This window comes from Bacillus sp. FG16 (genome assembly GCF_057809515.1).
The window spans coordinates 42919-59137 of record NZ_JBMDKC010000010.1 but is presented as its reverse complement, the minus strand read 5'-3'; the positions used below and the strand labels follow the sequence as shown (position 1 = coordinate 59137).

Genomic DNA, 16219 nt, shown 5'->3' with positions numbered 1-16219 from the left:
TATATAATCAACTTTCCAACTTTTACAACCAAAAGTTTAATCACATTTAACTTTTTATTCATAAAGGAGCTACAATATGACTACTCTCGGAGAAAAAATTAAAGCATTGCGAAAAGAAAAAAAGCTTACGCAAACAGAACTAGCAGGTTCAGAACTGACAAAAAGTATGCTCAGCCAAATTGAAAATGGAAAAGCTACGCCTTCCATGAAAACATTACAATATATTGCTGAAAAACTTGGATGTGAAACGAGTTTTTTATTAGAAGAAGATGATGTAGAAATTGTAGCACTCATTCAAAAAATGGAGCCATTAATAAAAGCAAATAAATGCGATGAAGTATATGAAACTTTACTACCTATCGTTCAAAAAGAACTACCTCTTACTTTAAATACAGCACGTTTATATAAACAGTTCATAACTGGAGCGGCTATTATGAACGATTACAATATTGAATATTACGTTGAAACAGCTGTTTCTATATTTGAAAAATATACTTTGTATCGCGAAAGTACTGAAACGAAACTACTGTTTTACTATATGCTCTACAAACGGAAAAAATATAAAGAATGTTTACAGTTGATTACCAAAATTCGCGATGAATATAAAACGAAGAATTTAGAAATGGATCTTATTACACATATACAATTATATTTAAAAGAAGCAATTATTTTACTCGCATATGGTAATTATGAAAAATGTGAAAAAATCATTTTAGATGCACTTGCATTTTCAAAAAAACATCAAGTTTATTATAAAACAGATGAATTTTACCGTATTTTATCTTATCAAAAAATCATTACAACAGATAAAGAACGATATTTATATTACATAAAAAAATCGGAGCAATTTGCCATTTTTACAGAAGATACTTTATCCGCTGCAAATATAGATATATTAAAAGCTTATTACTACAATACCGTTACGAATGAATATACAATTGCATTAGAACATTTAGAACAATTCCGAGAAAAACTAAAAGATGTACCGATTTTTCAAGACGATGGATTGTATTATCTTGAAAAAGGAAAATCTCTGTATGGTTTAAAACGTTACGAGGAAGCTTTGGAAACATTAAAACGTGCTAATATTCCAGATTATATGAGTCATCCACTTGATCAGTCATGGTTATTAACAGCTGGATCATATCGTGCCCTGTGTCATATAGAACTTCAAGATAAACCAGCTGCTCTGACAGAAGCAAAAGAAGCAGTTCAAACGATAGATGGTTATCCTGATTCCATCTTTTCTTCATTTATTAAAGAAACATTACAAATAATACAAAAACTTTAAGAATGTCTCTAAATGGTATATTATTCCTCTTTTTTAGCAAAGATAATAATGATGGGAGGAATATAAATGAATATACAACGTGCAATAGAGCTTTCTGTGTCAGCGGAACAAGCCAATGTCAGTTTTCAAGGCATGCCTGTTATGATTCAACACGTCGATGAAAGCAATGAAACCGCCCGCATATATGAAGTAAAAAACCCAGGACGCGAATTAACTGTTCCAGTTAATAGCTTAGAGGAAATATAAGAAATGCCACTTCTCTTTTGAAGTGGCATTTTTCTTATGAATCAAAAATACAACTATTATTTCTTCTAATTTTTTTAAGCTTATAATAAGAAAATGTAAAATTTATACTCTAACCCTATATTTTGTGATATTGTATAATCTGGAAATAATTAAATCTTTATAGACGAATAATATATTTTTATTTTTCCCACTCTATACATAAAGGAGGAATTGTATGAGCCTTTCTATATACGAAGGTTTAGGTATTATTTTTTTCGTAATCATTATGACTTACGCCCTTGCACACAAATATTTATGGTCAAAAAAATTACTTATTATTCTATTTCTCATTTGTAATGCTATTTATCTTATTTGGCGAACTTTTTATTCGTTACCAACTATTAATCTCATAAGTATTATCGCTGGTATTATATTGTTAATTACAGAATGGGCTGGTTACTTACAATCTATCGTTTTCAGCATTATTTCATGGAAACCATATAAACGAAAAGAAATACCATTATCCAATTTTGAAAAACTACCTACTGTCGACATATTTATCGCAACTTACAATGAACCGATCGATTTGTTAAAACGTACTGTAGCTGGCTGTACGTTGATTACTTATCCGAAAGAGTTACTAAACATTTATATTTGTGACGACGGGCGCCGTGAAAGTGTAAAGCAACTTGCGGCAGAGTTTTCTGTTCAGCACATAACTCGCACCGAAAATAAGCATGCAAAAGCTGGAAATTTAAATCATGCGATGCTTCATTCAAAAGGTGATATTATCGTAACAATGGATGCTGATATGATACCACGAGCTAACTTTTTAGAGCGAACGATTGGTTATTTTTCTAAAAATAATGTTGTATTCGTTCAAGCACCACAAGTTTTTTATAATGCTGATCCTTTCCAATATAATTTGTTTTTTGAAGATAACATCGCCAATGAACAAGATTTCTTTATGCGGCAGTTAGAAGAAGGAAAAGATCGCTTTAATGCTACGATGTATGTTGGTAGTAACGCCCTATTTCGTCGCACTGCGCTTGAAGAAATTGGAGGATTTGCGACTGGAGTTATTACTGAAGATATGGCAACTGGTATGCTACTACAAGCTAACAAATGGGAAACTATATTTGTCAATGAAACACTAGCTGTTGGATTATCCCCAGAAACATTTAGTGATTTATTAAAACAGCGTGACCGCTGGTGTAGAGGGAATATTCAAGTCGTAAAGAAATGGAATCCTTTCACTATAAAAGGATTATCTTTTATGCAGCGTCTTTTATATGCAGATGGAATCCATTATTGGTTTTTCGGTATTTATAAAATGATATTTTTACTAGCACCGCTATTATTTTTAGTATTTGATATTTATAGTTTAGAAATTAATTTCATGCACTTATTTATGTTTTGGGCACCTGCCTTTTTAACATCACAGCTTATTTTCAAAGCTGTTTCTAATAAGAAACGCACAACTACGTGGAGTCATGTGTACGAAGTTGCTATGGCTCCTTATATGGGATTTGCTATTTTATCAGAAACTTTCTTACGTAAAAAGTTCCAATTTCATGTAACAAGAAAGGGAGTTCAAAATAATACAAGGCATTTTTTATGGATTACAAGCGTCCCTCACCTCGTATTACTCATTTTAACAATTATTGCACTGATTCGAGCAACACTTATGCTCTTATATCCTGAGCAATATCATATTGAAAGAGAAAGCTTATATATTAATATTTTCTGGGTACTATACAACGGGATAGCTATTGTTACTTCACTATTTGTAGCATTTGAAAGACCGCGTTTTCGAAATTCAGAACGTTTCGTAGTAAATTTACCAGGTACTTTATATGCTGAAGATATGATCATTTCTTGCCATGTCCTTGATATTAGTGAAACGGGGGCACGTTTTGAATTAGATCCCTCCATTCCATTTGAAACTTTATCAAGTCTATCTTCCTATACGCTATCTTTTGGCGAGGTAGAAAAGATTCATAGTACAAAAAAATGGATTCGGAGACAAGAAAATTCTGTACAAGTTGGTGTATCATTTGATGATGTATCCCATGAGCAATATTGTAAACTCATTCTTCATCTATTTAGTAAACCGGTTAATGACCGGGTGGAAAAGGTGTACGATAAAGCATTTCTTACACTAGCAATTGCATCTTTCATAAAAAATACCAAAAAAGCACCAAGACAATTTCGCAGGCAACATATACGTGAGCAACTGATGTCTTCTGGAACATTGCATATGAATGGAATGCCGATTGAAGCGACCATTATCGACTATAGTACAGGTGGGTGCCAAGTACAAACGAACATCCCTCTTGTGATTGACCAAATTATACAAGTAACAATGGAAGAACGTAATATTCAAAAGAAAAATGCACAAGTGTGTTGGATTCAAAAAAAGGGTCGTAAAATATATGCTGGATTAAAATTCACAGCGTAAAAAAGAAAAGAAGCGTACTGCTTCTTTTCTTTTTTACATGCTAAAATACTTATTAAAGGGGGAATTTATATGGAAAATGCTTCACAAAAGGCGAATCATTATTATGCAGTTATATTCACTTCTAATTTATCAAATGATACAACAGACTATAATACCGTTGCCGGAAAAATGGAGGAACTTGCAAAGCAACAACCTGGATTTTTAGGTGTAGAAAGTTCACGAGGTAATTCTGGACTCGGGATAACAATTTCTTATTGGGAATCACTTGATGCGATTGAAAATTGGAAGAAGAACGTCTTACATAAAGAAGCGAAAAAAAGAGGTCGTGAGCAATGGTATGAAAACTTCCACCTGCGTATCTGCCTTGTTGAGAAAGAATTTAAGTTTCAAAGAGGCACAATATAACTATGAAGAAAAAAGTAGCTCTCGTTATTGTTCATGAAATATATGGTGTGAACGACCATATGCATCACGTTACCAATCACTTTACTTCATCTCATATAGACGTATTCTGTCCTAACCTTCTACAATCGCAACATGCATTTCATTATAGTGATGAAGAAAAAGCATATGAACATTTTGTAAATCATATTGGATTTGATTATGGAAAAAAGCAAATTGAAGAATTCATTTCTCATCTTTCTAGTAGTTATACACATATTGGTCTTATCGGCTTTAGCGTTGGAGCTACCGTCTCATGGCTATGTAGTAACAATCCGAAAATAAATTTTATTATCGGATGTTACGGTTCTCGTATACGCGACTATGTTCACATAAAGCCTACATGCGCTACACTACTTATATTCCCTGAAAAAGAAGCTAGTTTTTCAGTATCCTCTTTAATTCAAACATTGCAGCAACAAAAAAATCCTTTATTAGAAATAAAACAACTACACGGTGAACATGGATTTCTAAATCCGTACACTGAAAAATATAACAGGCACTCTACAAAACAAGCATACAATTTAATAGATTCATTTCTTGTAAAGTGAAACTTCAATCAGTGGGGGGTTCATCCCCCACCTAATCTCTTTTCTTACGTTGAGTTTTAAGGTGTGGATCTTACTGCCCATGCGTGATAAAAACAATCTTTTAAAGGAGAATCAAATGACGCTGACATTACTCTTACTTGTTTTCATACTCATTGCCTTTATCTCAGCGCTAACTATCATTTTTAAAACCGTAAAAAAAAGGAGATTTTTCAACCGCCCCTACCTACAATCTATTATCATTTGCATTTTATTTTTTACAAATTGGATCTTATATGTAACAACTTTTTATTCGTTACTCCCCGAGAAAGTTAGCTAGTTCATATTCCTGCCCATTTGGTTTTTCCTTTGTATTTTAGGATTTATCGTTTGCTGGCGCGAATGGAGAAATAATCGTGTGTTCTCGATATGTATTGGTTTTCTTTCCTTTATTAGTTTTTTATTTGGGCTGTTGTTGTTAGTTCTTTCGGGGATGTAATAGAAGAAGGAAGAAAAGCCAACTTTCAACTTTTCTTCCTTCTATGTTTACCTTTAGCTTTCACTGTCACTGATTCACAAGGTGTATAATATATTTGAGGCGTCGCCTTATCAACAAACATCATAAATGTAATAAAACCGAGAATAAAGAAAATAAACAACGTTAACAAAATTGCTCCTATCGTTAAAAGTATCATAACACCACCCCTATATTTTTCATGTTATTACACTTTTCGCTATTATATGAGCGTAATCCTTTTTAGAAAAAGAAACGTAACAAAATAATCACAACCACTCCCGTTAATACTGTACCTAATAAACTACGAGTATATATTGCAACAAGAAATGTTGGGATTGCTGCAATAAGATAATCCCACTGCATCGTCTCATGCATAAATAAAACTTGTGCTAAAAGCGCTGCTAATATCGCAATTGGTATGTAATTTAACCATTTTAAACCCCAGTCAGGAATTTGTAGTTTACTAAATACGAGTAGAGGTAAAATACGTGGCACAAGTGTAACAGCTCCTGCTGCTAGTAAAAGTAATAATACATCTAATCTCATTTCCATTTTTCAATCACCACTCCAATCGTCGCAGCTAGTAATGTTGCGATAATAACCGCTATACTATCTGGCATAAATAGGTGTGAAACGTATGCGATAATAATCGATACAATTGCAACACTTAAATGAATTACTAGTTTTGGTTTACTACTTATGAGCTGAAGAACAAATAATCCGATAAACATCGCTGGTAATGCATAATCCATCCCGTATGTATGTGGATCTGGTATCCACTCACCAAATAGCCCACCAATAATGGTAGCAAGTATCCAATTTAAATACGCTGTTACGTTAAGCCCAATCATCCATCTTTCACCTAAATATCCTTTTTGCGCTGCGTGCTGCACTGCAACGCCGAAAGTTTCATCTGTAATTTGCGAACCGATGATTAAGTTTTTAAATAGAGGAATTTTCGTAAAGTACGGTGCAAGCGCTGCGCTCATTAATAAATGGCGTAAATTAACAAAAAATACAGTAAAAATAATTGCGGAAGCAGGAGCACCGGCTGCATACATACCAGCTAATATAAATTGGGCAGAACCTGCATAAATTAAAGTGGACATAAATGTAATTTCAATGATAGAAAAACCTGCTGTTTTTGCAATTACACCAGCTGCTATACCGATGCTCAAATAACCAAATACAGTTGGTAAACAATCTTTTACTCCTTGCTGAAATGTATCATCGCTCTGCAAAGCTACATGTGCCTCAGCTTTACTCATCCTTATCATCCTCCATTCCTTCTAAAGTTCGTTTTCCTGTTACGACATGAACTAAATCTATATTTTCACGCCATAACGTATCTAACTTATCAGCTCCAAATTCCTTTGTGATTTCTTCAACCATAATATCGTGCCGCACATACTCTGTCGCAACGAGAACTAGCGCTGGGTCATACGTTGTAACGGCCCATGAAGTGCTATCATTTGAGAAGTTCGCAATTAATACTTCCTCTCCATCACGAGCAATAACAGTTAAATGACCACCCATTCTCTTTTCAACAACGTGGGGCGTCATATAATTATGGTGAAACGTCGCTCCTATTTTTGTTTCTGGAGCTCCAAATAAGATTGAAAATATATGTACGCCTTCCTCTTCCTTTTGATGAATGTATGGCTCAATTTCATGCACTTGTTCTTCCCATACAGAAATCCATAATTCTTCCTTTGCCCTATTAATTATATTGCATATTTCTTTTAAAACACGATCATTTGAGCGAATATGCGAAATTACATCTATTTGTCGCTCTTGTTCTAAACAATTTAATTTCTCATCTAAAAATTCAAAGGACTTTTCAAAGTCTTTTCGCATTCGATTCATTAATTCGGTAGCTGGTACTGGTACATATTTAACTGGTTCAGAAGGTACAATATGCACCGCACCTTTATCCATTAACTTACCGAGTACCTCGTAAATCATAGAACGAGGTACTCCTGTTTGTTTACTCACTTCATAGCCTGTTACTGGGGAGTGTTTTAACAATCCAATATACGCTTTACATTCATACTGGGAAAATCCTAACTTTTGTAATTCCTTTATAATTTCATCCATCGGTAACCCCTCACAATCTAAATCGCCCTTACTTCAAAACGACGATTTTGCTTCCCTTTACTTTTTACTTTATCAATAACAAGTGTTCCTATTTCACTCGTATTTTTCACATGTGTGCCTCCACAAGCTTGTTCGTCTAAATTTTCAATTGTAACAATGCGGATTTCTTGGATAGTAGTTGGCAGGAGATTTATTGCTGTTTTAATCATTCCTACAGCATTTTCTGCTTCTTCGCGGCTCATATAGCGAGTGGAAATTTCTTTATTTTGCTCAATAAGTTTATTCACTTCCTCAACAATTTCTTCTACTTCCACGCTCGATAACTCTTGTAACTCATTAAAATCGATACGTGCTTTATCAGGGTAAATTTGGTTTCCGGTGCATAGTGCTCCATACTTTTCATAAACAACAGCTCCGATAAGATGCAGTAAAGAGTGATGACGCATTAAATTATGACGTCTTTCCCAATTCATCTCTAATTTAACTGGACCTAATTTTACTTGAGCTTCACCTTTTATATAGTGAACTATTTCTCCCTGCTCCCTCTTTACTTTTTCAACTTCAAATACAGACCCATCTTGTACAATGACACCCGTATCACATTCCTGCCCTCCACCAGTTGGATAAAAAACTGTTTCTTTTAGAAATACTTTATTCCCTTCTACTTTTATCACTTCTGTTTCGCAACTCGTTTTGTATGCATCTTCTAAATATAATGCCGTTGTCATACTCTCACCTCTTTAGTAGTTATAGTTATACCTACTAATATAAAAAATAACATTCATACAGTCAACTTATATTTCAGAATTTTTAATTTCAAACAAAAAAATCCTTTTATAATAAGGCTTTTTTCTACATACTATTATTTATTTTAACTGTAAAGTATTTAATATGTTCCCCGCCAAATGCTCCCGTAAAGTAGAACCTGTATACTCTTCCCTAAATACACCCGCCTTCACAAATAAAGGGATGACTTCACTAAAGAATAGATCTAGTGACTTTGGAGGTCCTCCTGGAATGGCAATAAATCCATCTAACGCCCCTGCTTCAAGCCTATCCATAATTTGCTTCACAACGTCTTTTGGTGTACCAACTGCAACCCAATGAGCCGATCCAACAACTTCTGGTCGTTCTAATATTTGTTCAACTGTTGGTTCATTTTTAATAATGAAGTTCCGTAATAACTCGGCATGAGTTTTACTGCGAACAGTTTGATCCCGACTTGGCAGCATCTCTTCTGTAATTTTACTTTCTTGCGGAATCCCTCTCGCATCTAATCCGAGAACCATTTCAAGTAACGCATATCTCTTCTCTTTTGTGAGATGTTGATGAGCTTGCCTATGCATTTCTAACGCTTCTTCATATGTATCACCTATAAAGAAATATAATCCAGGTAATACGCGTATAGCATCTTGCTTTCGGCCATGTTTTTCTGCTCTTCTTCTTAAATCTTGACGAAGTTCAATACCTGACTCTACATCTGGCGTTGCAGCAAAAATTGCATCAGCAACAGAAGCAGCAAAATTCCGACCAGACTCTGAAGCACCGGCTTGAAATAATGGCATTTCTCCTGATATATGCTGCGGAATATTAAGTGGACCTTTTACCTCAAAATATTCACCGCTATGTTCAATTGGCTTAGCCATCTCTCTAATAACTTCAGTGTTATCTATTTTCAACACTTCATAAGGATGGCTCCTCCAAAGTTTTCTTACTAACTCTGTACATTCTGCCGCTTTCGCGTATCGTTCCTCAGATGATGGCATCTCTTCCTCACCAAAGTTTTCAGCACCGTCAATGGATGTAACAATATTCCACCCTACTCGGCCGTTACTAATCCAGTGTAACGATTGTAATTGCCTTGCTAATATATATGGTGGATAAAACGAAGTTGAAGCAGTTGTAACGACTCCAATTTTTTCTGTCGCATAAGCAATAGCAGTAAACAGTAACGTCGGGTCTAAAATGACATTCCCTTTATTACGAGCAATTAAATCTGGGTGCGCCACTAAATAATCGGCTTTAAAAACAAAATCTAACTTAGCCTTTTCTGCCTGTAGTGCCAACTCTACTTGTTCATCAATTCCGGAATTAAACTCATTCTCTTGTTCTTTCTTTCTAGAAATTAAACATAATCCAATGCAAAGTTGATTCTTTGTAGACATATATACACCATCCCCTTGTTTTTAATTCACTTAGTTAAACAAATATTGCTGTCATTATGAAAATAGATAAAATGATATTGATAATCATTATCATTTTATGATGTAACTGTAATAAAAGCAATAACAAAAAAGACTCCCACTTTTGGAAGTCCTTTATCTCAATATTTCATTCGCTTCTTTTTCATAAATTTTATCAAATGACGTCATAACGCGCTGTGATGCTTGAATCATCTTTTGATCCGTCATAAGATCGGCCATCTCTTTCGTCATATCTACATTTGAATTTTCTAGCATATGATTTTTTACTATTCCTGTTCCGTTCGGTAAATTAGCAATGTTTCCTTCTGCTAGTGTAAAGCTTTTATTTTCACGTTGTACGAGACGAGCATTCGTTTCTGCATCTACTGTTTTTGTTTGCAAACGAGCAATATTATTTTGTGTTACTTCATCATATAATGTACCATCTGCTTGTACAGCAACCTTTGCTCCTTCTGGAATACGAATACGCTCATTATTCTCTCCCATTACGAAAGCACCTGAAGATGTTTGTAAATAACGATCACTATTTAATGTGAAACTACCATCTCTCGTTAAAAACGTTTCATCATTTTTAGAAGTAACGAAAAATGATGTTGTGCCGGCTGCGCCGTCATCTAAAAAGAAATCTGTAGCGCTATTTGTCATTTGTATATTTCCTTGTACTAAATTCACATGTGTTGCAGCTGGTACTACAGCATAATCGACCGAACCGATATTTGTTACCGCCCCATCTCCGCGGCGATATGTGTCTTGTACATCAAATACTTTAGACGTCATATTTTCTGCTTTAAATCCTGTCGTTTGAGCATTTGCAACGTTATTCGAATGAACATTAATTCGCTGCATGTAGTTCATCATACCCATAGAACCTATATAAAGACCGTTCATATTCGTTTGAATAAGGCAAGCGCCTTATTCTTCACCTCTTTTCTACGATGTTTGTAACATTTGTTTCGCTAAATGTTCAGCTGTAGCGATATGTATATTTTTCCTTATGTCTTGGCCATCTGTCATTAATACAATAGGAGCTGATGATACTGCTGGAATTTTCAACAATTCACCACTACTTGCTGTTTCATCAAATTTTGTAAACACAATACCATCTATATGAATATCTTTAAAGTTTGTAATGATTTCAATCATATCTTTACTTTTCATCGAAGCTGATAACGTTAAACAAATATAATCTGGCTCTACTTGTCCCATCGTTTCAATCATTTCTTCTACTGTTTCTGTCGTACGATAATTTTTTCCGGCTGTATCAATTAAAATATAATCGACGCGCGCTTCTTCTTTAAAATACGTAAGCGCTCTTGTCATTGCAGCTTCATCACGCACAGCAATTACTTCCGATCCAATTGTCTTTACGTTATCTTGCAATTGCTGCACTGTCCCTATGCGCGAATGATCTGTCGTTATAAAACCAACTGTTTTTTTCTTACCGTGAAATTGCCATGCCATTTTCGCAAGCGTCGTCGTTTTACCAACACCAGTTGGACCGATTAATGCAATTGTTTGTACTTCTTTTTCAAAGACGTTTTCCGTATTGAAATGAGATTTCATATCTTCCAATATGTACCTAATAACTTCTTCTTCCGTAATCATCGTTGCATTTTCAAACTTTATTTTTAACTTTTCAGCATATGCATAAATGAAATATTGTTCTACATCGTTTTGTTCTAGCATCCGAATTACTTTTTGAATAATAAACGGTACAGATTCTTGATTTTCTTTCTTTGGAACTACTTCTTCTTTCTTTACCGGAACGACTTGTTTCACAACTTTTTTCTTTTTCGGTACTTCCGTTTCTTTCGTCTGTTTCACCACGACAATTCCTTTTTCAAACAGCTTTAATAGTTTTTCTTTTTTTCTTGCCCATTCTTCACTATTTCCTGTTTGCATTGCCGCGTATGACATAGAAGTCGTTACGTTTTCTAAATTGTGCAGTACTGATTGAATTCCATTCGCCTTCACAATTTGTTCTGAAGGATCATTCACGACATCCATTAACTGTTCATGAAATTGTGCTGTACCTTCATTCACTTCTTCCTGTTTTTCTTCTGGAAAAGCAACTAACATTTCATAATCCTTTTTCCAGAAAAACGGTATATTTCGTTTTACACTTTCATCGACAACGTAATAATAATCTGTACCATATTGGTCAAATAACTTTCGATACAATTCATTTTTCGAAGCTGCTTTTATTCGCATTAACGCTTCTTTCTTTTCTGTACTTTCCATTACTTCACCCCCTACTATTCAATATAGGCAATTTGATCCACAACAATTTCTGGTGCTAATTCGCTAATACAAAGTACTTGTGCTTCTACTTGATAACGTTCTAGCAGTCTTACAATTGCAAATCTAAAATCTTTTCTACGTGTTAATAACACTGGTTCTCTTCCCATTAAACGTGCTTGCTTAAAGACGCGTTGCACTTGCTCAACGACACGTGTTTCTAAATCTAAATCCCAGTTTAATAAGTAACCTTGATATGAATTATTCACAACATCCGCATCTAACTCAATTGAATCAGAGAAGAGCGCTGCATATATTTTTCCGTCCGGATTTTTCGCATTTTCACAAATAACTTTTGAAATACATTCACGAACAAATGATGTCACACCGTCAACGTGGTTTTGATACACTTCTTTTCCGTCAATAATACCTTCAATAATTGTTGGTAAATCACGAATAGAAATACCTTCTTTTAGAAGTTGTTTAATAACATTTTGAACGAGTGATAAATCAATTTCTTTCTTCTTAATCTCTTCTAATAGAACGCCATTATCATTTTCAAGCGAGTTAATTAAGTCTTTTACATGTTGGCGCTGAATTAATTCATGCAGATTACGTCTTACGACAACATCTAAATGTGTAATTAATATGCTAAGTGGCTCTAACACTTGATAGCCTTTCATTTGTGCATCTTGCACCATATGCTCTAAAATCCAATATCCATCTTCGCCGAAAATTGGATCTTTCGCTGGTTCTGCATCTAAATCAGCCATTACGTTCGGTGTTTTTAGTGCTAATAAATAACCTGATTTTAAAACACCTTCAGCCGCCTTCGCACCTTTAATACGAATAATGTAACGACCACGTGGTCTAAAGCTCGTATTATCTTTAAAGTTAATTCCAGGAACGTTAATACCGAGGTCAGTAATAATCGACTTCCTCATAAGAACAACTTTATCACGAGCTGTTTCCCCGTTAATTTTCTGCTTTACAAGTGCTGCTAAATCTAAACCAAGCTCTACAATAATTGGATATTTATCCGTAAATACTCCGAATGAATCTTCCACTTGTTGCAGTTGCTCATCTTCGCCTTGAATCATTTCTAATTCTTTTTGGAGCTCGTCTTCTTTTTCTTTCTTTATTCGATTTTTATTACGAATGCCTAAGAAGATAATCGTTCCACCAACGAGTGCGAATGGTAGAAACGGTAGCGGAGTAAAAATACCCATTGCGATAAATAAACCACCTAGTGCATATACAACGACTTCATGCGCTAATAACTCTTTAAAGATACCTTCTGTTACTGTATCCGGTGAGCCGTCAAATACACGCGTTACGATAATACCTGTTGAAATTGCAAGCATTAATGAACCGATTTGGTTTACGATTCCGTCACCGACAGTTAACTGTGTATAATGAAGAGCTGCATCTGCAAAGCTCATTCCTTGCTGCATCATTCCGACAATTAAACCAAAAATAATGTTTACGAATAAAATGACAATCCCGAAAATAACGTCCCCTTTAATGAACTTCCCGGCACCATCCATCGCTCCGTAAAACTCTGTTTCCATATTTAATTTTTTTCGTTTTGCTTGTGCATCTTTTTCTGAAATAATACGCTGGTTTAAATCAGCATCGATAGACATTTGTTTCCCTGGTAAAGAATCAAGTGTAAAACGAGCTGCTACTTCAGCTGTACGAGACGCACCGTTTGCAACGATAAACTGGAATATGATTAAAACTATAAAAATAACGATACCAATTAATAAGTTCCCGCCAATTACGAACTGGCCAAACTCTTCAATAACATGACCCGCATTTCCGTCTGTTAAAATCGCTCGCGTCGTCGAAACGTTAATCGATACGCGGAAAATCCCGATTAATAACAACATCGTCGGAAATGACTTTAACTCATCCCACTCGTTAATACTTGTCGCTCGCATATAAATAAGCACTGACATACTTAGTAGAAAAACGATAACGATATCAAGTATAAATGGTGGAAGTGGAATTAAGAGCGCCACAACGAATGACGCTGCTAAAAAGATAGAAAAATAGGTTCTTGCAGAATCCATCTTAAACAAAGAGATCCCCTCCAAACGCGCTATTATACTTCAAGTTCATTCGTTTGAATTAAATAGCGCATAACTTCAATTACAGCTACGTATAAATCTTCAGGAATTGTCTCATCTTCCTCGACTTGATAATATAAAGAACGAGCAAGCGGACGGTTTTCCACCATTGGTATTTCATGTTCACGGGCAAGCGTTCGTATATATAATGCGAGCTCATCTTCCCCTTTTGCAACGACAATAGGCGCCGCATCAACTTGTTTATTGTACCGAAGCACCACTGAAATATGCGTCGGGTTGTTCACAATAAACGTTGCACCATCCATCTTCTTCGCGATTGTCCCTTGCAAGATTGCATGCATAAAGTTTTTTCGTTTCCCTTTTACTTGCGGGTCCCCTTCATTATCTTTATGCTCTTGTTTCACTTCTTCTTTTTTCATCTTAATATCTTGTTCGTACTCCCATTTTTGATAAATGAAATCGATAATAGAAAGAACGATTAAAATAATTAAAATGGCTAAGAAGATAAATTTAATTTGCCTAATAATTTCAGTAAGTGACGCAGTCCAGTTAAATCCAATCATACTGACGATTTTCTCTAAATTCTTTTTAAAGAGAACGTACGAAACGTAACCGATTAATCCCATATAAAACAGTGATTTCAAAATATCTACTAAACTTTTACGACTAAACAATCTCGTAAAATAGTTTTTCGGATTAATACGTGACGCTTTCGGTTTAATGACTTTAGAAGAAAATAGGAAGCCGACTTGAATCATATAATTGAATAAATGAAAAGCATATACGAGTATTAATATCGGAGCCGATACTTTCAGTAATAAAATCCCCATTAAATAAAAATACTCGGTTGAATCTGTATTTTTTCCAATTTGATCAAACAGCACCGCTACGGAATTCGCAATCTCAAACCCTAGCCAATCTCCGAAAAAGTAAACGACAACTGCTAATACGAGAATGGAAAATAAATTATTTAAATCTTTACTCCGGGCGATATTCCCTTCTTCACGCGATTTTTTACGCTTCTGCGGGGTGGCCTTTTCTGTTTTATTATCCTTTGCCATGCGCGTCCCCCTACTTCGTTAAGAAAAAGTTAAATAGTTTCGTATACTCTTCAAGTAATACATCCGTCATATTTTTAAACACATAACCGAGCATCGGTACACTCATCGCAATAAACAAAATACCACATGTAATTTTAATTACGTATGCATTCATAAAAACGTTTAATTGCGGAGCATTTTTTGCAATTAAAATAAGAACAAAGTTAATGATGAATAAACTTCCCATAAGCGGCAGAGCAATTTCAACCGCTGATGTTATCGCAAATAATAACGTTGCGAGTAGACTATCTAAAAAACTAGTCGTCAACAATTTTGAAATCGCCTCTGTATATTGAAACGACTTTAAAATCGTGGCAACGAAATAGTTAATGCCGCCAAGTGAAATAAAAATAATAAGAAAAAATATATCAAAAATGGTTGATAGTAAAGTAGACTGTGAGCCCGCATTTACATCAAACAAACTTGCTTGTGATAAACCGATATCAAAGTCTAAAATATGCCCTGCCATTTTCGGAATGTTCCACAGCATCTCTACAATTTTTGAAAGTGATAAACCAATTACAATTTGCGTTGCTGCATAAGCTGCAACGTCCCAAACTGTCTTGATGTGAGAGACATCCACTTGATCGGCCACTGTAATTGAAAGAGCAAGTCCAAATGTAACCTTTGCCATCGCCGGAATTGATCGACCTGAGAAAAACGGTAGAAAATATAAAAATGAAGTAATGCGACAAAACGCAAAAAACGTCGCCGCCCATAATTCCATATTCATTTCAGTTCACCTATCTTAGTACGAACGCAATAGCGATGGGATTTTATCAAATAAATCTAAAATAAGCATCGTTAACTCTTGGAACATCCACGGACCTAAAATGATAATAACGAGCACAATACTCGCCATTTTCGGTAAAAACGTCAGCGTTTGCTCTTGAATTTGCATCATTGCCATAATAACCGCGATAATAATAACGACAATCAGACTTACAACGGCAATCGGCATTAAAATCATAACCCCTTTATAAAAAAAGGTTTGGAAAATATCTATAATTGGTGACGTATTCATT

Annotated in this window: 17 protein-coding genes and 1 pseudogene; 6 read left to right on the top strand and 12 right to left on the bottom strand. The window is 34.9% G+C overall.

Features of this window, described 5'->3' with window-relative positions:
* Positions 1–76: 76 nt before the first annotated feature.
* The 6 genes and pseudogenes from ACODS7_RS06070 to ACODS7_RS06045 all read left to right on the top strand — a co-directional run bounded on the left by ACODS7_RS06070 (position 77) and on the right by ACODS7_RS06045 (position 5444).
* Positions 77–1291 carry a helix-turn-helix domain-containing protein gene (locus ACODS7_RS06070; RefSeq protein WP_029441921.1) on the top strand — a complete coding sequence of 405 codons (1215 nt, stop codon included), beginning with the start codon at positions 77–79 and terminating at the stop codon, positions 1289–1291.
* Positions 1292–1357: 66 nt separating this feature from the next.
* Positions 1358–1537, top strand: a complete 180-nt coding sequence (locus tag ACODS7_RS06065; protein ID WP_001025734.1) for an H-type small acid-soluble spore protein — start codon at positions 1358–1360, stop codon at positions 1535–1537.
* 214 nt (positions 1538–1751) lie between these two features.
* Positions 1752–3977 (top strand): glycosyltransferase, encoded by a 2226-nt coding sequence (locus tag ACODS7_RS06060; RefSeq protein ID WP_098628987.1) that lies wholly within the window; start codon positions 1752–1754, stop codon positions 3975–3977.
* A 69-nt stretch (positions 3978–4046) separates the two neighbouring features.
* A complete protein-coding gene (locus ACODS7_RS06055; protein WP_098628988.1) occupies positions 4047–4382 on the top strand; it encodes an antibiotic biosynthesis monooxygenase family protein in 336 nt (111 codons plus the stop codon).
* A 2-nt stretch (positions 4383–4384) separates the two neighbouring features.
* Positions 4385–4969, top strand: a complete 585-nt coding sequence (locus ACODS7_RS06050) for a dienelactone hydrolase family protein (protein WP_050843186.1) — start codon at positions 4385–4387, stop codon at positions 4967–4969.
* 115 nt (positions 4970–5084) lie between these two features.
* Positions 5085–5444, top strand: a pseudogene (locus tag ACODS7_RS06045) (hypothetical protein).
* Positions 5445–5469: 25 nt separating this feature from the next.
* Here the strand turns inward: ACODS7_RS06045 and ACODS7_RS06040 are convergent.
* From ACODS7_RS06040 to ACODS7_RS05985, 12 genes are all read right to left on the bottom strand, one after another.
* Positions 5470–5640 carry a DUF3951 domain-containing protein gene (locus tag ACODS7_RS06040; RefSeq protein WP_000602245.1) on the bottom strand — a complete coding sequence of 57 codons (171 nt, stop codon included), beginning with the start codon at positions 5638–5640 and terminating at the stop codon, positions 5470–5472.
* Positions 5641–5702: 62 nt separating this feature from the next.
* The gene (locus ACODS7_RS06035) at positions 5703–6014 is read right to left on the bottom strand and encodes an AzlD domain-containing protein (protein ID WP_000425944.1); all 312 of its coding nucleotides are present in this window, start codon (positions 6012–6014) and stop codon (positions 5703–5705) included.
* Complete coding sequence (locus ACODS7_RS06030; RefSeq protein WP_243168302.1) at positions 6005–6730, bottom strand: AzlC family ABC transporter permease; 726 nt, start codon at positions 6728–6730, stop codon at positions 6005–6007. Before ACODS7_RS06030 ends, ACODS7_RS06035 begins: the two co-directional genes overlap by 10 nt.
* Positions 6723–7559, bottom strand: a complete 837-nt coding sequence (locus ACODS7_RS06025) for a TrmB family transcriptional regulator (protein ID WP_029441916.1) — start codon at positions 7557–7559, stop codon at positions 6723–6725. The genes ACODS7_RS06030 and ACODS7_RS06025 overlap by 8 nt, the downstream gene beginning before the upstream one ends.
* Before the next feature lie 17 nt (positions 7560–7576).
* Entirely contained in the window at positions 7577–8287 is a 711-nt protein-coding gene (locus tag ACODS7_RS06020) for an alanyl-tRNA editing protein (protein ID WP_029441915.1), read from the bottom strand.
* Positions 8288–8425: 138 nt separating this feature from the next.
* Positions 8426–9724, bottom strand: a complete 1299-nt coding sequence (locus tag ACODS7_RS06015; protein WP_098628989.1) for an NtaA/DmoA family FMN-dependent monooxygenase — start codon at positions 9722–9724, stop codon at positions 8426–8428.
* Positions 9725–9877: 153 nt separating this feature from the next.
* Entirely contained in the window at positions 9878–10651 is a 774-nt protein-coding gene (locus tag ACODS7_RS06010) for a flagellar basal-body rod protein FlgG (protein ID WP_001013934.1), read from the bottom strand.
* Between the two features lie 42 nt (positions 10652–10693).
* The gene (gene flhF, locus ACODS7_RS06005; RefSeq protein WP_088022594.1) at positions 10694–12004 is read right to left on the bottom strand and encodes a flagellar biosynthesis GTPase FlhF; all 1311 of its coding nucleotides are present in this window, start codon (positions 12002–12004) and stop codon (positions 10694–10696) included.
* A 14-nt stretch (positions 12005–12018) separates the two neighbouring features.
* Positions 12019–14085, bottom strand: a complete 2067-nt coding sequence (gene flhA, locus ACODS7_RS06000) for a flagellar biosynthesis protein FlhA (RefSeq protein WP_029441911.1) — start codon at positions 14083–14085, stop codon at positions 12019–12021.
* A gap of 23 nt (positions 14086–14108) precedes the next feature.
* Positions 14109–15155, bottom strand: coding sequence for a flagellar type III secretion system protein FlhB (gene flhB / locus ACODS7_RS05995; protein ID WP_016082171.1), 1047 nt, complete (start codon positions 15153–15155; stop codon positions 14109–14111).
* A 10-nt stretch (positions 15156–15165) separates the two neighbouring features.
* Entirely contained in the window at positions 15166–15927 is a 762-nt protein-coding gene (locus ACODS7_RS05990; protein ID WP_001055695.1) for a flagellar biosynthetic protein FliR, read from the bottom strand.
* A gap of 15 nt (positions 15928–15942) precedes the next feature.
* The gene (locus ACODS7_RS05985; RefSeq protein WP_001098080.1) at positions 15943–16218 is read right to left on the bottom strand and encodes a flagellar biosynthetic protein FliQ; all 276 of its coding nucleotides are present in this window, start codon (positions 16216–16218) and stop codon (positions 15943–15945) included.
* Position 16219 lies beyond the last annotated feature (1 nt).

Excerpts from the sequence above, each read along its gene's own strand:
- ACODS7_RS06070 (WP_029441921.1), top strand. The coding sequence starts at position 77 with ATGACTACTCTCGGAGAAAAAATTAAAGCATTGCGAAAAGAAAAAAAG.
- ACODS7_RS06065 (WP_001025734.1), top strand. The coding sequence starts at position 1,358 with ATGAATATACAACGTGCAATAGAGCTTTCTGTGTCAGCGGAACAAGCC.
- ACODS7_RS06060 (WP_098628987.1), top strand. The coding sequence starts at position 1,752 with ATGAGCCTTTCTATATACGAAGGTTTAGGTATTATTTTTTTCGTAATC.
- ACODS7_RS06055 (WP_098628988.1), top strand. The coding sequence starts at position 4,047 with ATGGAAAATGCTTCACAAAAGGCGAATCATTATTATGCAGTTATATTC.
- ACODS7_RS06050 (WP_050843186.1), top strand. The coding sequence starts at position 4,385 with ATGAAGAAAAAAGTAGCTCTCGTTATTGTTCATGAAATATATGGTGTG.
- ACODS7_RS06040 (WP_000602245.1), bottom strand. The coding sequence starts at position 5,640 with ATGATACTTTTAACGATAGGAGCAATTTTGTTAACGTTGTTTATTTTC.
- ACODS7_RS06035 (WP_000425944.1), bottom strand. The coding sequence starts at position 6,014 with ATGGAAATGAGATTAGATGTATTATTACTTTTACTAGCAGCAGGAGCT.
- ACODS7_RS06030 (WP_243168302.1), bottom strand. The coding sequence starts at position 6,730 with ATGAGTAAAGCTGAGGCACATGTAGCTTTGCAGAGCGATGATACATTT.
- ACODS7_RS06025 (WP_029441916.1), bottom strand. The coding sequence starts at position 7,559 with ATGGATGAAATTATAAAGGAATTACAAAAGTTAGGATTTTCCCAGTAT.
- ACODS7_RS06020 (WP_029441915.1), bottom strand. The coding sequence starts at position 8,287 with ATGACAACGGCATTATATTTAGAAGATGCATACAAAACGAGTTGCGAA.
- ACODS7_RS06015 (WP_098628989.1), bottom strand. The coding sequence starts at position 9,724 with ATGTCTACAAAGAATCAACTTTGCATTGGATTATGTTTAATTTCTAGA.
- ACODS7_RS06010 (WP_001013934.1), bottom strand. The coding sequence starts at position 10,651 with ATGAACGGTCTTTATATAGGTTCTATGGGTATGATGAACTACATGCAG.
- flhF (WP_088022594.1), bottom strand. The coding sequence starts at position 12,004 with ATGGAAAGTACAGAAAAGAAAGAAGCGTTAATGCGAATAAAAGCAGCT.
- flhB (WP_016082171.1), bottom strand. The coding sequence starts at position 15,155 with ATGGCAAAGGATAATAAAACAGAAAAGGCCACCCCGCAGAAGCGTAAA.
- ACODS7_RS05990 (WP_001055695.1), bottom strand. The coding sequence starts at position 15,927 with ATGAATATGGAATTATGGGCGGCGACGTTTTTTGCGTTTTGTCGCATT.
- ACODS7_RS05985 (WP_001098080.1), bottom strand. The coding sequence starts at position 16,218 with ATGAATACGTCACCAATTATAGATATTTTCCAAACCTTTTTTTATAAA.